Annotated in this window: 14 protein-coding genes; 2 read left to right on the top strand and 12 right to left on the bottom strand. The window is 52.5% G+C overall.

Annotated elements, in window-relative coordinates:
• Positions 1 to 135: 135 nt before the first annotated feature.
• On the bottom strand, positions 136 to 2,733 hold the full coding sequence (locus VCJ09_RS17575) for a putative bifunctional diguanylate cyclase/phosphodiesterase (RefSeq protein WP_324731389.1): 2,598 nt from the start codon (positions 2,731 to 2,733) through the stop codon (positions 136 to 138).
• A 1,014-nt stretch (positions 2,734 to 3,747) separates the two neighbouring features.
• Between VCJ09_RS17575 and ampC the strand changes: the two genes are divergently transcribed.
• Positions 3,748 to 4,899, top strand: coding sequence for a class C beta-lactamase (ampC, locus tag VCJ09_RS17580; protein WP_324731390.1), 1,152 nt, complete (start codon positions 3,748 to 3,750; stop codon positions 4,897 to 4,899).
• Between the two features lie 322 nt (positions 4,900 to 5,221).
• Here ampC and VCJ09_RS17585 read toward each other — a convergent pair whose 3' ends face one another.
• From VCJ09_RS17585 to VCJ09_RS24885, 11 genes are all read right to left on the bottom strand, one after another.
• Positions 5,222 to 5,638: a GFA family protein gene (locus VCJ09_RS17585; protein WP_324731391.1), complete on the bottom strand. Its 417-nt coding sequence runs from the start codon at positions 5,636 to 5,638 to the stop codon at positions 5,222 to 5,224.
• Positions 5,639 to 5,769: 131 nt separating this feature from the next.
• A complete protein-coding gene (locus VCJ09_RS17590) occupies positions 5,770 to 6,213 on the bottom strand; it encodes a GNAT family N-acetyltransferase (RefSeq protein WP_324731392.1) in 444 nt (147 codons plus the stop codon).
• Between the two features lie 124 nt (positions 6,214 to 6,337).
• Positions 6,338 to 6,910, bottom strand: coding sequence for a GNAT family N-acetyltransferase (locus VCJ09_RS17595; RefSeq protein ID WP_324731393.1), 573 nt, complete (start codon positions 6,908 to 6,910; stop codon positions 6,338 to 6,340).
• A 311-nt stretch (positions 6,911 to 7,221) separates the two neighbouring features.
• Positions 7,222 to 8,004 carry a class I SAM-dependent methyltransferase gene (locus tag VCJ09_RS17600; protein ID WP_324731395.1) on the bottom strand — a complete coding sequence of 261 codons (783 nt, stop codon included), beginning with the start codon at positions 8,002 to 8,004 and terminating at the stop codon, positions 7,222 to 7,224.
• Positions 8,005 to 8,124: 120 nt separating this feature from the next.
• Positions 8,125 to 8,598 carry a P-loop NTPase family protein gene (locus VCJ09_RS17605; RefSeq protein ID WP_324731396.1) on the bottom strand — a complete coding sequence of 158 codons (474 nt, stop codon included), beginning with the start codon at positions 8,596 to 8,598 and terminating at the stop codon, positions 8,125 to 8,127.
• A 277-nt stretch (positions 8,599 to 8,875) separates the two neighbouring features.
• Positions 8,876 to 10,147: an IS4 family transposase gene (locus VCJ09_RS17610; RefSeq protein ID WP_324734620.1), complete on the bottom strand. Its 1,272-nt coding sequence runs from the start codon at positions 10,145 to 10,147 to the stop codon at positions 8,876 to 8,878.
• 172 nt (positions 10,148 to 10,319) lie between these two features.
• On the bottom strand, positions 10,320 to 10,628 hold the full coding sequence (locus tag VCJ09_RS17615; protein ID WP_324731397.1) for a chorismate mutase: 309 nt from the start codon (positions 10,626 to 10,628) through the stop codon (positions 10,320 to 10,322).
• Positions 10,629 to 10,748: 120 nt separating this feature from the next.
• The gene (locus tag VCJ09_RS17620) at positions 10,749 to 11,510 is read right to left on the bottom strand and encodes an abortive infection system antitoxin AbiGi family protein (RefSeq protein WP_324731398.1); all 762 of its coding nucleotides are present in this window, start codon (positions 11,508 to 11,510) and stop codon (positions 10,749 to 10,751) included.
• A gap of 79 nt (positions 11,511 to 11,589) precedes the next feature.
• The gene (locus tag VCJ09_RS17625) at positions 11,590 to 12,216 is read right to left on the bottom strand and encodes a hypothetical protein (protein WP_324731399.1); all 627 of its coding nucleotides are present in this window, start codon (positions 12,214 to 12,216) and stop codon (positions 11,590 to 11,592) included.
• A 119-nt stretch (positions 12,217 to 12,335) separates the two neighbouring features.
• Positions 12,336 to 12,695 carry a hypothetical protein gene (locus VCJ09_RS17630; protein ID WP_324731400.1) on the bottom strand — a complete coding sequence of 120 codons (360 nt, stop codon included), beginning with the start codon at positions 12,693 to 12,695 and terminating at the stop codon, positions 12,336 to 12,338.
• Between the two features lie 225 nt (positions 12,696 to 12,920).
• Positions 12,921 to 13,190, bottom strand: coding sequence for a GGDEF domain-containing protein (locus VCJ09_RS24885; RefSeq protein ID WP_407692978.1), 270 nt, complete (start codon positions 13,188 to 13,190; stop codon positions 12,921 to 12,923).
• A gap of 400 nt (positions 13,191 to 13,590) precedes the next feature.
• Between VCJ09_RS24885 and VCJ09_RS17640 the strand changes: the two genes are divergently transcribed.
• Positions 13,591 to 14,277 (top strand): TIGR04211 family SH3 domain-containing protein, encoded by a 687-nt coding sequence (locus VCJ09_RS17640; RefSeq protein ID WP_324731402.1) that lies wholly within the window; start codon positions 13,591 to 13,593, stop codon positions 14,275 to 14,277.
• Positions 14,278 to 14,834 lie beyond the last annotated feature (557 nt).

The raw sequence follows: 14,834 nt of genomic DNA on the forward strand, positions 1-14,834 counted from the left end.
GCCGGCAGCAAACCGCTGCCGCTCAAGATGCACAAGAGCGGGGGCATGGTGGATAAGCGCTTTGCGGTTATGGCCTAGGGCTCCTAGCGCCGGCTAGGCGTACCCTAAAAATACGTCTCAGTGCGCCCGAGACAGTTAAGGTGACTCGCGGGAGTAGCCCCTTAATGGCGTCCATCCGGGCGGATGTTGTTGCAGGCCATTAGCAGCCTTGAATTTTCTCCAGTCGAAAGTCTGCGCGAATTGATCGGCTTGCTCCGCCGGCAGCGGGCGGGCAATCAAGTAGCCCTGCATCCAGTCACTGCCGACTCTATTCATGGTGCAGTATTGCTCGGCTGTCTCTATGCCTTCGGCAATGACCTTGAGCCCCAAGCGCTGGGCCAAGGTCATCAGGGTTTCGCAGATGGCGAGGCCTTCGTCGGTTTGCATGTCGATGACGAAACTGCGGTCGATCTTCAGCACGTCCAATGGCAGTTGGCGCAGGTGGCTGAGTGACGAGTAGCCGGTGCCGAAGTCATCCAGGGCAATCTTCACCCCGGTCATGCGTATGCTGCGCAGGAGTTGAATGTTGGCCTCCGGCTGCTGCATCAGCATCGATTCGGTCAGCTCAAGACAGAGTGCATCAGGCGCTATGCCAGCTTGATCTAAGGTGTTGAGCAGCGAGTCGGCAAATGCCGGATGCGCCAGTTGCTTGATCGATACGTTGACGCACATGTGCTTAATCGGTGAGCCCTGGTCCTGCCATTCTTTCAGTTGCCGGCAGGCCGTTTCCAACACCCACCGCCCGACGTCTGTGATCAAGCCGGACTGCTCCAACAGATGGATAAAATCTGCCGGGTGCACCAGCCCCAGGAGCGGGTGTTGCCAGCGTATCAAGGCCTCGACCGAGTCGATGTCGCCGGTGGCCAGGTTCAGTTCCGGCTGGTAGTGGAGGACGAATTGTTGTTCCGTTAGGGCCGAGTGCAAGTCGGTGAGCAACTGCAGGCGCTGCCGGGATTTGTCGTCGAATTCCTGCTGAAACACCACCGTCTGCCCACGTCCCTGGCGCTTCGCCAGGTACATTGCCGTATCGGCGCTGCGTAACAACGAAGCACCCGTTTGGCCATGGTCCGGGTAAGCGGCGATGCCGATACTGGCATGCACGTAAATCTTGTCCGGGCCCAAGGCGATGGGCTCGCTCAGGCTCGCGTGCAGGCGTTCGGCCACGCCCATGACCTGTTCGAGGTCGGGAAGATTGGGCAGCAACACCAGAAACTCATCGCCCCCCAGGCGGCCGACCATCGACTCGTTCTCATTCAGGGGACTGCCGCCTGGATTGCCCAAGGGGTTGTGATTATGCAGCTGCAACAGCTGGTCTGAGGCGCGCAGGCTGTGGACGAAGCGCCGCGATACCTCGATCAGCAGACTGTCGCCGACCTGGTGGCCGAGCGTGTCGTTAATTTCCTTGAAGTCATCGAGATCGATCATCAGCACGGCGTACTGATGATCCAGGGTCAGTTTCCGGCTCAACGAATTTGACAAGTGTTCGGCGACCAGGCGCCGATTGGGTAAGCCGGTCAGGGCGTCGTAGTTGGCCATTTGCGACAGCTCACGGGTAGACCGACGCTGCATGGCGAAGACACGTTCCACCGCTAGCGCGAACCCGGCAATCAGCAGGCTTAACAGCGCCAGTCGCTGCCACATGTCTCTGCGGATTGGATCAATTGCCACGTTGAGGTCGGCCACCGACTTATACCGATGCAACTGCCACGCCTCGGAGAAGGGCAACCGGATGGTTTGCTCGAGATGAATGGCCGCTTGCTGCTTACCCGTGAGGAAATCCGGCAGGTCTAGGTTGCGTCTATCCATGATGCGCACGCCGGTCTGGCGATTCTCCAGCAGGTATTCGGCGGCCGGAGTGGCGAGGTCAATCTGCTGCTGGGCCAGAAACGCTTTGTCCGCAGCGGTGATGGGCAGCCTGGGCCAGCCGTTCAGGACGGCCTCCAGTGCATTGGCCCGCAGCACGGCGGTCACCAGCCCTTTGAACTGTTTGTTGGCCTGATCGTAGATAGGCACGGACAGCAGAATACCCAAGGTATCGCGCTCGTCGCCGTTGGCAATCGAGGTGTACTGGGAGTTATCGCAGGTTCGCAGCAGCGATGAAGTCACCGCCGCAATGCCTTCGGGGGCGTCGCGAGGCAATTGGGCATGGTATTGCCGCAAGTAGCTGAGTTGCCGCACATATTCGGCATACTCGGCAGCTTCGTACTCTTCGGGCTCGTCCTGTTCGTGAGTGTTGTCTGCTTCTTGCGCGTTGGCGATACGCTCCAGCAGCACCTGGTCAAACATCAGGAAAGGCACTTCACCCCGTTCGGGGGCGAAGCTGTCATATACCAGATACACCTCAGATACCGCGACATCGGTGGAAACGTGGTTATACAGTTGCTGGATGGTATTGGCGTCACCATCGCCGAAGTGCCCCAGCTTGACGACGTCGTCATGGATGCTGCGGCGATTGCGCGGGGCCGCACTACGCACTGCCGGCAATAACGAGATGGTTTTGATAGTGACGTAGGTTCGCTCCAGCACCCCGGCCAGCTTTTCAGCCATGGTTTGCGCTTCAAGCCGCATCTCGTTGCGGATCTTCTGTTGGGTATTGGCGGCTATCTGCTGGGCGTCACGGTAAATGGCCAGCGCAGCGATTATCCACAGCAGCATGAAACCGGCAAGAATGACGTATTTGCCCCATCCATTCATGCGCCACTGGGTGGATGTCCCCAGAATTGCTCTGCTCGGTTTACTCGTCATAAGCCTGGCGACTCCCCGCAACTACCCGCTTGTTGAACTAATCGAGTTACCGACGCTAAAGGTGTATGCCGACCTGCTCTCGCGAGCGTCTCCAGCCGCCCGGCAATGGAACCTGTTTTTGCTTAGCCTAGCCGCGAGGGAAATTTTAGCGACAACTGCTCCGCAAGACAGCGGCTGCATAGCTGTTTGGCGAGCATCGCGGCCCTGTAATGTCGAAACGATATCATGACGGGGGTTTGCGCTGTAACCAGGGTTAAACGTCCACACCTGGCGGGCATCCGCTGTGACGCACGTCTAGCCCGGATTTTTCATACAAAAAAGGACCCGAAAGGATACGGACTACCTCTATCACCTCGATTTGTCTTTCGCACCCGATACAGTCCATAGCTTACTGATATTTATATATATTTTTAGAATTACATTGTTCGACTTTCGCAGCCCAAATAGGCGGATTCTGAGCCGCTTCGCCCTCATCATCCCGCGACGCCTAAGAGGTTATGAAGGGGATAGATCGGTTCAACTCGAAATGGATCGGGGAACCCAATGGCTAGGCACGCCCCAGCCTGCGGCATTCGTCGAGAGATTTTTAGTCGGGCCTGCGCAACTTACGCATCTGAGCAGCCAAATTGCGTTGGGGCTGATCACCGCTTGCATCATGCTTGACCAGCAGGCGGCAGAGACACGACAGGCAGTGATCGCCTCAATTTTGCCGTTCAGGAACGCAAGAAACCGGCCGAAACGGACTCCCAGCAGCATCGATATCGTGGTCTGCCCCAACTGTTCATCTGGTCAAACTGCCGACAGCCTGCTGACCTCGACCACACCGAGCACCGCCGGTTGGCAATGTTACGGGCGCATCGACATAATTCCGCCGGTCTTCCGTTGAAGACGACGCCCTCAGTTTGCCTTTCGGCATGTTGCCCCACCCGCAGTTATTTTTTATCGCATACCGAAGGACTTCAGATGACCTGCCATAGATCATTGATAGCCATTGCTCTGATTGCCTCAACGTCTGCCTTGATACCCGCCTTCGCAAGCGGCGACACGTTTCAAGCGCAGGCCCGGGCCGCCTACGCACAGGCTATTGAGGAATACAAAATCCCCGGTCTTATTGTGGGTGTAACAAGGAACGGTCAACACCGCTTTTATGCCACGGGTCTGGCATCGCGTGCCGACAACCGTCCCGTCACCCCTGACACCCTTTTCGAGCTCGGGTCGATCAGCAAGGTCTTCAACGTGACGCTGGCAGCTCTGGCCGAACAACGCGGCCAGCTCTCCCTTAACGACAAGGTGGCCCATTATCTGTGCGCGGATGCCTGTTCGATCGGCAACGATATGACACTGATGGACTTGGCGACCCATCACTCGGGCGGGTTGCCTCTGCAGGTTCCCGATAACATCACCGACACCAAGCAACTCGTGAACTGGCTGAAAGGCTGGAAGCCGCCCCAGCCCGGCGCACGTAGCTACTCCAACATTAGCGTCGGCCTTCTCGGCCACATTACCGCTGACGCGATGGGCATGAGCTATACACAGGCGGTACAGACCGTGCTGTTCCCTGAGCTCGGTTTGAAGAACACCTGGATCGATGTTCCCGCGAAAGAGATGCATAGGTATGCCTTCGGCTACGACCGAAAGACCGACAAGCCTATCCGCGTAACGCCCGGCGTGCTTGACGCTGAAGCTTACGGGGTGAAGACGACCGCCAGTGACATGCTCAAGCTCCTGGATGTGGAGCTCGGATACGGGAAAGTATCGCCGCAACTCGAGGCAGCAGTGCGCCGCACCCAAGAAGGCCAGTTCAGCACTGCAAAATTCACGCAGGACATGATCTGGGAGCAGTACACATGGCCGGCAGATATTGAAACGATGAAGTCAGCGAACGGTTACGACTTCATCCTGCACCCGCAGAAGGTCAATAAGATCCAACCCGCGCTCCCGCCGCAGAAAAACGTCATCCTCAACAAAACGGGATCGACAAATGGCTTTGGTGGCTATGTTGCTGTGCTTCCGAGCGAGAACCTTGGCATCGTGGTCCTTGCGAACCGCAACTATCCCAATGAAGCGCGGATTACCGCAACCTACGCCCTGATTAAGGCACTACTTTCGAAATAGACTAGGGGGCGCTCCCAGCAGAGAGCGCAGCAGAACTGGCGACCTGTCATATGTCCGCAATGGTTCGAGGCTGTGTGAAAACGCGGCCATAGCTAATGTTCAAGGGTGCTCTTACCATTCCCGAGTACGAGAAAATTGCATGCCCAGCGTTCTGGCGGGTCGATATTTCCTGATCCGGTTTGTTTCTGCGTATCCACACAGCCTCGACCCATAGCGGCCCTTCGTGATGGGCTGAGAGCGACCAGGAGCGGCCAGTCTGGCCTATAAATAAATCCGCCCCCTTTTCGCGTTAGCCAAGTTGATTAACTTGTTATATGTGCGATTACATTTCTGCTGCGAAATGAGCCATTATTTCAGCTGTTGTCATTTCTTTTGTTTCATTTGAAAAGCAATAATAACCAGGTCGCATGTCACTAAAATATTGCATATCCATTTCCAAACCTTTCAAGTTTGGAAACATGCCTACTGGCATATTATATTCGCCGCTTTCTTTGAATTTATAAAATAAATGAGTCCCACACTCTGTGCAAAACCCGCGAGAGGCCCAAGACGATGATTCATACATTTTAACTTTATCATCGCCTTCAATTTTAACTTTAGTACCGCACTTAACAGCAAAGAATGGTGCGCCTCCCCAAGTTCTACATGATTGGCAATGGCACACTGTGAATTTAGGGTTAATTTCTTCCGCGATAATTTTTACAGCACCACAAAGACACTTTGCTTCTGAATGAGACATTTTGATAACACCTTAATTGATAGACATATAACGTTTAGGTCATGGGGCGAATTTTAGCCCGCCCCAGTAAGCGGAGCGAACGACTCGAACCGTTTGTGATACGCAACCACTTCATTATAAAAAAAGCAGCATTAGCTACTTACATACTCGAAACATAGATTGCTTTCATTAATTCCAGTCTCCCTGAAGCCACTAGAAATCAATACTCTTTTAGACGCTTCATTTACCGGTGAAGTGCGAGCAATAATACTGTTTGTTTTTTCAAAAGACAATGCATGAGCAACTAACGCACTTACTATTTCTTTTGCAAAGCCACGACGCTGCCACTCAGGCAACACAGAATAACCGATCTCAACTACACCGTTACTATCTGGAGGCCCGAAATAACCACCTGAACCAACTAGAGACCGTTCTCCTGAAACAGCATCAATATTGATTGCATACCATCCATACCACCCTTGGACAGCTGTACCGCCGCTTTCGAAACAAGATAAAAAAAACACCATTGCATTTCGGTCGTATTCACCAGACGGCCAGTCCTTTGAAACAACTGAATTCAATTTCTCAGCAAGCAAATGTGGCGTTTCAAGTTCTATGCGAATATGCGTTGCTGACGATGAAATCAATTCAATACGATTAGATTTAATGTTGTCTATAATTTTTATTTACTCCAATGCTGGAATTAGTAGCGTATAACGCTTATGTTAAGGCGCGGGCTTTAGCCCGTCCCAGTGAGCGTAGCGAACGGTTTGAATGCTGGGCGGCACTATTCAACTTCATAACCATTGGCTGAACCATACGCTCTGAACCAATTCTTAGCTCTTCAAGCTGCCCAGCAGCGATAAAACCAAACGATCTATACAAGTTAACTGCTGCTTCATTGCTTGTTGTGACTGCAAGTGCCATAAGGCCACACCCTCTGCTGATAGCCCATGCTTCAATTTCACGTAGCAGTGACTTCGCTATGCCTTTTCCTCTCAGCTCTGGCGAAACCCACATTTGATAGATGTGGGCGATTCGCAAATCTGGCTTATGTATAAAGCCCCAAGCAACACCGACGGGCTTGCCATCTAGCTCTGCAACTAATGGCAGAGCATCAATATCCCGGAATTTAAGATCTAAGCGTGACTGCCATTCAGCATCCGATAATGTGGTTTCCTGATCGTAAGTTGAGCCAAAAGAGTCAGGTGAATCCCTAAGAGAACTCAATCTTGCGGATTTGTATAACTCCCAGTTTTTCGCGGTTAATATTTTTATCTCGAATTCACTCATGGTCAGGGCCGTGTTGCATAACGTTTGGTTAAGGGGCTGACTTTAGCCCGTCCCAGTGAGCGAAGCGAACGATTTGAACCGCTAGTTATGTGCTTCACTTGAGCCATTGGTTTTACTCGTCTTGGTTTGTAGCCTTGGCTGATTATATTAAAACCTCACCGTATTGACGGTATTTCTAATTTCAGTAGAGGTTAGTGCATAACGCCCCAGTCAGCAGCCTAGCAATGTGCCAGCTTTTACGATTTTTTTTGTAAAACATGGGCGGCGCTGTAGGATTTGTTGAATTGATTCGTTACGCATAGGCCTGAGAACTACATTCCAATTTTTCGGTATGAAACTATGTGAGCAAGAAATAGTTTACAGTACCTTTCGTTAAACCTGATTTTGTACTCGTTTTCATCCTCTGATAGCTTCACCCAGCCATCGCCGAAATACTCGTTGATGTTGTCGACAGCTTCACACTTATTAATTAGATGCTTCTTATTCCATTGATAGGTGCATGACAAAACCATAACACCATTGATAGCAGTTGCCTCCTTTAAAGCATCAACCATGCTCTGTGGTGATTCACATTGGTCTAGAACGTTTAAGCAAATTACTAAATCAAACTTCCCTGCAACTAATCCGCGTTCAAAGGGTGCTTTGATTAGAGAAAAATTAATATGACTACAATCTTTTGTTATAGACTCAGTTTGAAAATATAAACTCTCTAATTCGTTTGCGCTCTTGATATAGGGAAATTCACAGCCACTGCCGTCAATTAGTATTCGTTTGAAATTTGAGAGCAGTCGTTGAGATGGTTCAACTACAGTAACGGACTTTATATCAGCATATTTTTTTACTAGCTCGTAGCAATTCCTGCCAAGAGCAGGTCCTACTTCAAGAACAGTTTCCGGAGAAATAGAGTCACTCTCAAGAGCGCTGCTTATAAAGCGAGCCACATTACTAGTGTGATCTGATAAAATAAAATAATCGGGTACTGACTTAGATTTGCTTTTTAGGACTTCATGTACTCCGTCATCTCGTAACTTATCTAGCCACTGCATTTCAAAGTAAGCAGCTAAGCCTTTTTTATCTATGTAAAAATCATCCATGTATTAAACCTGGTAGGTAATTAATGTCTTTCGGAGTGCATAACGTTTGGTTAAGGGGCTGGCTTTAGCCAGTCCCAGTGAGCGAAGCGAACGATTTGAGTGCTGTTAGGCAACCGCTGATTAGCCTGCAGATCGTTCGCATTTGTGGCCTGAAAAAGTATCAAAAATCTGACGGTGTGCGTGGTACGACCATTGATCTTGACGTTCATAGTAGCCGGCAACCCAAGTTTGTAGGTTCTCTAGCATTTCATCTTGAGCTTGCTGAGACGAATACTTATGAGGTTCCCATGGGCGATGTCGGTTGTGCTCAAGACAGACCTCAAGCCCAGGGTTAAGAAAGATCAACTCAGAGCAATAATTTGTAGTTGCTTCAATGAGTTCGCCGTAGCAGCCCTCAATAACCCAATTTTTATGGGTGGTAAGAAATGCTCGAAGTGATTCGCTTACAGCTTCTGGTGCCCGTGGAACAGCAATTTTGCCGGGTTCCCATACGATTGAATCAAGATCGAGATGGGCCAATCCGTGATCTTGAACTAGGCACTGAGCAAGCGTGGATTTTCCCGAGCCGGAGTTGCCAAAGATAAGAATTTTCATTAGGCCTAACGTTTGGTTAAGGGGCGGGCTTTAGCCCAATGTCATCAACTTAAGCTCCCAGCCCTGCCTGGAGCAAGCAAATCCAGGGCTTGAGCGCTCGGTTGCAGCAGCACCGCCACCGGTTTTGCTCCCCGATTCAGCGCATGTGTAACCTTGGCGGCAGCTTAATGGGCGCCAATTCGCCTTAGCGAGCGGGTTTCTCTTTTTCCGGGCGAGCGCGTACCGACCGCTTCTGGCCAGCTTTTTTGCACGGCGTTTTTGGCGGTAGTGCGGGTTCTCAGCGCGTCGGTTTGGCCCCCTCGCAGCCGCGGCTGGCCGGGCGCTTGCGCTTACGCGGGAAGCTGCGCCCTGGACGCACGGCGCTGAGACTGTTGGTCATCAGCGCCAGCACGTTGGCCAGCCCCTGAGCACAGGGGCGCACCAGCAGCTCAACCAAGGTGTTCTTGAGGCGCGACACCCCTTGGGTGAAGTTGACCTTCCAGCGCAACTTGCGGCCTTTGTGGCGCTGCTCGATGACCGGTTGCAGCAGGTAGTTCATCAGCAGCCCCAGATTCTTCAGCAGTTGCCCGGCATGAAAGTCCTGCTTCACCGCTACCACGCTGCGACCGCTGAAGTTGTCCAGACTCAGGGTCTGCTTGACGCGGCGGTAGTCCGTCTCGATGCCCCATCGGCGGTGGTAGAGATCCGCAAACACCTCGGCCGGGAAGGCCTGCCGGTCCAGCAGAGAGGTCAGCAACACTTCGCTTTCACCGCTCGCCAGCTCGACCCGAACCAAGCGTAATTCGACCTGGCCCGTGGGATCGACGCCGGCCTCGGTACAAAACAAGCGCGCTTCTGGATGACTGGCCGCGAAGAACAGCGTGTCCTCGACCTGACCCGACCGGAGAAACTGTTTGACCTGCGCGTTGTAGCCACAAGGCAGGCGCATCAGGAAATGCCGCCGTTGCTGCTCGAACAGCGCGAACAACCAGTGCCCAGGGTAGCCGCGATCAAACAGCGTCAGGCTGTCAGGGGGCAGATGCGCGAGATGCAAGTGGGTGCAATCACGCTCGCCGACTTCGAATGGCACGATCAGGCTGTGCAGCGTTTGGCCGTCGGCGACGTCGTAGAGCATGGACAGGCGGGCAACGGGAAACTCGCTGTGGCTGCCAAAGAAGCGCGTCATGGCCGGCTCCAGCGGTAAATGTACGGTGGAGCCATCCACGGCGAGTACGCGTAGCCCGCACCACGTCTGGCGCAGCCCGAGGCTGTCGATCTGGTGCTGAAGGACTTGGTTAAGGCTCTCGAAGACCTCGGGCTTGAGCTTGCTGCGAGCCTTGCTGAAGGCTTGCGCGGTAACCACCTGGGTCTCGGCCGAGGCCTGATTTAGCACGCGATAGAACTGATCGAGTTCGGTCTGCAAGGCGGTGCGCGGCTGATTGAGCAAGAACAGGACGAGGTTCTTGAAGGTCAGCTGACGTCGGCGGGTAAAGTCTTGAGGGTGCTGGCGGTGGGTATCGATGAAGGCGGGACAATCAAGCTGGCTGGTTATTTTTTGTACAATTTTCAGGCCAGGGTTTGCTGGGCGGTGTCAAACGGTGTGGAATGAGAGGCCATAAGGAGTTTTCCTATGCGCTAATTTGAGCGCTAATTATATGATATTTATAGAGAAACTGCTTAAGTTGATGACATTGGGCTTTAGCCCGTCCCGAGTGAGCGAAGCGAACGACTTGAACCATTTGTTAGGGTTTCCCACGATTTTCGTTAAGCCGCGAGTGCTCTTTAAGCTCTGCCTCAATAAAAGCCGAAATCATGGCGCGGTAGACGCTTTCTACTACCGCAGGGTTAGCTCCTTGCTCTTGTGCAAGTGATATGACTTTTGAAATTACTTGCTCTACCCGGTTGGGTGCTTTTACTTCGCTTGTTGTCTTTTTGAAAGATGCTGCTTGGGTGACAAAATTACCGCGTGTTGCGAGTAATGCCACGATTTCGCGATCTATGTTGTCGATGTTTTCGCGGACTTCGTTTAGTGAATTACACCTGACATCCATGTGCGCCGTACTCCTATTTTTGCTCTGACCCTAACGTTTGGTTAAGGGGCGGGCTTTAGCCCGTCCCAGTGAGCGAAGCGAGCGATTTGAGCGCCTTGTTAGCAGAGGCGGCGAGAAACTCTATACATCATGTGAAATACTTTCTAGTGATGTGACCCTGGACATCAAAACCTTAAGGTCAGCACTTGGGTAGGCATCCAGTTCAGTTTGAATGAAATTTATTATGTCGGGAATGTCCGCGTCAGATTTTACAAAAATATATTTAATGTCCTGAGGTGAGAACCGTAGAAGGCAATGCTCCTTTGTTTTGTCATTTTCCGCTCTCAATAGCTCAAAGTCTTCAAAATCCGATCTTCTTAGATATTCTTTTATTTTTTCGTTTCTAGGAACGTAGCGCCATTCTGACTCTTGATAAAAGGCTTTTTGTACGGGCGATCCATCTACGACCATTGAACCCTCAAGCGGCTTTGTGTGTGCCAATAAATAGCGCATAGTAACTTTTGCAAGCTCTACATTAGCCTCCTCTTCATCGCCATCTCCTTCACGATGAAGTTTGTTTGCATGGTCATTAACTTCCCCGAATGCCTTAGAAACTTGATTTCCTGGGGAGATGTACATTATTGGATTTAAACCATTTGACTCTGCCCATTTTTTGGTTAGCCCTAAACCAAACTCGCCATAGAAGCCAACATGCTCATTAATTCTAGATAAAGGAATATCACAAAAACACACAATTGGATAAGAGATATATTCGTGATCCTCCTCGCTCATCCAACGTATATCTTCCAAGCAGTATCTTGGCCAAAAACCACTCTTCAACACATTCTTTAGAGTGTCTCTGCTTTTTGTAAAGTGAAATAGTGTGTGCGATTTCGGCTTCATTATTTACCTGCTAACGATTAAGCTAAGGGGCTTGCTTTAGCAAGTCCCAGTGAGCGAAGCGAGCGATTTGAGCGCCTTGTTAGCAGTCGCTCTCGATAATTACGAGTGGCGTAGCAATCCATTCATCGAATGCGCTTTTTGATGAAAAAACTCGTATTAGTGCTCGGACTGGAATATCAACTTGGTGTACAACCGTTCCAAGTAAAGATTGAAAGGAATCAATGCCGGAGAAAAAGTAATCAGGCGATGTTATTAGTGCGAAATTAACATTGCCTGTTCCATTTATTTTGAAAAAGCGCTCCTCTGCTAGATGTTCCGTTACAGGAGTATCGCTTTTCTTGGGTTCACCGATAAGCGTGTACGTTTGTTTAGTTTGGCTCAGTTTTACTTTTGCGACCGAAAGACTACCTGAAATCCACGCAATTTTAGATTTCTGTCCAATTGCATGGTTAAATTTGGAGAACTCATCGATCAGACTTAGGTCTTCGATTAAGTTTGAAAGCATTGCATTTGTAGATATTGCGTAGGTTTTACTCTCTATTGAGCTTGCGCCTGCACTTAACAACGGGATTCTAACCCCTGCATTGAGCCCTTCGGTTTTAGTTATTGATGTGATGGGGCTAAAGCCGGAAATCTCTTCATGTTTTGCAGAAATATAATCTTTATCAAGATAAATTAACGATTCAAAAATCCCTTTCTTATTCACGACTGAGTCCTGTGGTGGGTTCTGCTAACTACAATTAGGCGACATGCCTATATCTGCCACTCTATCCATTTCTAGGAATAAGTGTCCAGATGTGGCCATCGCATATCCATATCTGATCATCATATTGGGATGATCCGTTCTTGTAGGCCGAGCTTGATGGCGTCTTCGTAAGGTATCAGCCAAGCCTTTTTCTTCGGGTGCCATATGCCGCCCGCTTGTTTGACCATAAGTCGCAACTCTTCCTCGCGGAAGAATACGCGTACGGCCACGGTCTGCTGGTTGTACTGTCGCTGGGTGATTGTGTCGGTGAATGTCTTTCGCGGCTTTTCCTTGCGCTCGACGATCAGTTCGACGGTGGTGAAGCTGATATGGCTTTCGGCATCCCGGCGGTAGCGCACGGCTACGAGGTCGTTGCCGTAACGTTCGACAAAGCGTTTGGTGCCGTTCTTGCCCGGCTGGAGGGTTTTCACAACGTCCATGATTGCGCCCCGTTGGTGGGAATGTCCTATGTGCTGGCAGTGTGCCCGCCATTGTTCGGCAGCTCAAGTCTTCGCGGCTTTTCTAGCGCGCGCAGCGTCGTCGACGCGCTGCGCGCTTAACGGTAGTAGGGATCAATGGCGGATCAATGGGGTCAGTGTCATTGATTCTCTTGGACTGCAAAATCAATCACTCTGGCCCCATTGATCGGACCCCATTGATCGTACTCAGTGACTGTCGACCTGCTGCAGCATACCCTCTTGCTCGGTGCTGCAGACGCGGTTGCGGCCTTGTTGTTTGGCCCGGTAGAGACAGCTGTCGGCTTCGGCGATGACCTCGTTCAGCAGCCTTTGCTGGCGATGCTGCGCTACACCGAGGCTGGCGGTGAGCGGATGTTCAAGCGGTTCGGTATCGCAGCGCAGCGTCGAGATTTTCTCACGCAGGCGCTCGGCTAGAGCGCAGGCCTGCTTCAAGTTAGTTTCGGGTAACAGCAGCACGAACTCTTCGCCGCCCCCATCAAAAGGGGACGGATTTATTTATAGGACAAACCGCACGCTTCACGTCGGTTTTTCCTTCCGTGCCTTGCAGCCCCCTTTGCAGCCGGTCACAGACCAGGTTCTGGGCCCCTGGCAAATTACGCCAAGCCTAGCATTCACGATGCCTCGGGTCCGCGAGTGAACCCGAGGCAACTTAGAGTGTCTGTCATCTTGGGATGACACAACGGGCCATGCGCCCCTCCCGGGAGAACGGTTTCTCCCCAGCAAGCCGCGATCTGCGCAGCAGTCGTGACAAAGCCGTCGCTGTCGCTTGGTGGCAGGGCCTTATCAGGTTCTTGCCGCAGCGCTTATCGAGCGGCCATCGCAGCCTTTATCTTTTCCTTTTTTATGTGAAGTCATCATGTCCCTATCTCGTCATTTTTTTGCCCTTGTCTCCCGTCTTGCCTGCCTTGAGGTCAGCGCGCAGCGTCGAGCCTTTGGCGCCAGTCTGCTCGGCGCCCTGCTCGCCGTCTGCGGCCCCGTTCATGCACAGGAGACCGCCGGCAATCAGCGCTGGGTCAGCGACAGTCTGAACACCTATGTACGCAGCGGCCCGACTGACGGCTATCGCATAGTCGGCACCCTCCAATCCGGGCAGAAGGTCGAGCTGATCAGCACCCAGGGCGACTACAGCCAGATCCGCAGCGAGGCCGGCACCACCGTCTGGATTCCCAGTAGGGATCTGCAGGAGATGCCCGGCCAGGCCGAGCGCTTGCCGCAACTGGAGCAGCAAGTGGCCGAACTCAGCGACCAGCTCAAGACCATCGACGACAGCTGGAAGACCCGGACCCAGGGCCTGCAGGAGACCCTGGACTCACGCAAGGCGTTGATTGAAGAACTGCAAGAGCACCGCAAGAGCCTCGACGTCGAGCTGACCGAGAGCCAATCGGAGCTTCGCACCGCGCAAGCGCGCCTGGGCGATGAGAACAATCAGCTATTGATGCGCTACCTGATCTACGGCGCCGGCATCGCCGGTGCTGGCCTGCTCCTCGGGCTGATCCTGCCGGCCATGACCCGCGGGCGCAAACGCAACGACCGCTGGTTCTGAACCGCTGCAGAGCTCAGACGTTGTGAAAATATCGAGCGCCCTCGCAGTAGGCGGCCCGACCTCGGGGCGAAGCTTTTCGCTTCGAGCTTGGCCAGCCCTGCGGGCCGCTTTCGCCGCGATGCTTTCAGCACCTTCAAGGTCAATCACGGCTAAAGCGGAACGCCGCCCGGCCCCTCCCACGCAAGCCTGGCGTTTAACCGACATATCATCGTTGGCGCGACACTAGCGGCAGAGAGCGCTGATTGACTGGTGCACATGGCGCGCCCTGCCTTGTGCGCGCCCGCCACCCACTGCCGGCTGCCCGGCTAATCAACGCACTGTCGGGCTACCGAAGCCGCCTTGTCACTCGCAAGCACGACGAGTGATCTGTTGCCTTCATGGGCCGCCGACCGCCACCTTGATCAACACCGGTAGTCACTGGCATCACTCTTGCTCTCTAACCAAGCACATCCGCAGGATTCGCTCCTGCAAGGCAAAGGCGCCTGAACTCGCTGCGGTTATTTCGCAGAGGCTTCAGGCGCTTTTTTTGGCTACCGCGTTGGAGATTCAGGCACATG

Source organism: Pseudomonas paeninsulae, from assembly GCF_035621475.1.
Lineage (GTDB): Bacteria > Pseudomonadota > Gammaproteobacteria > Pseudomonadales > Pseudomonadaceae > Aquipseudomonas > Aquipseudomonas paeninsulae.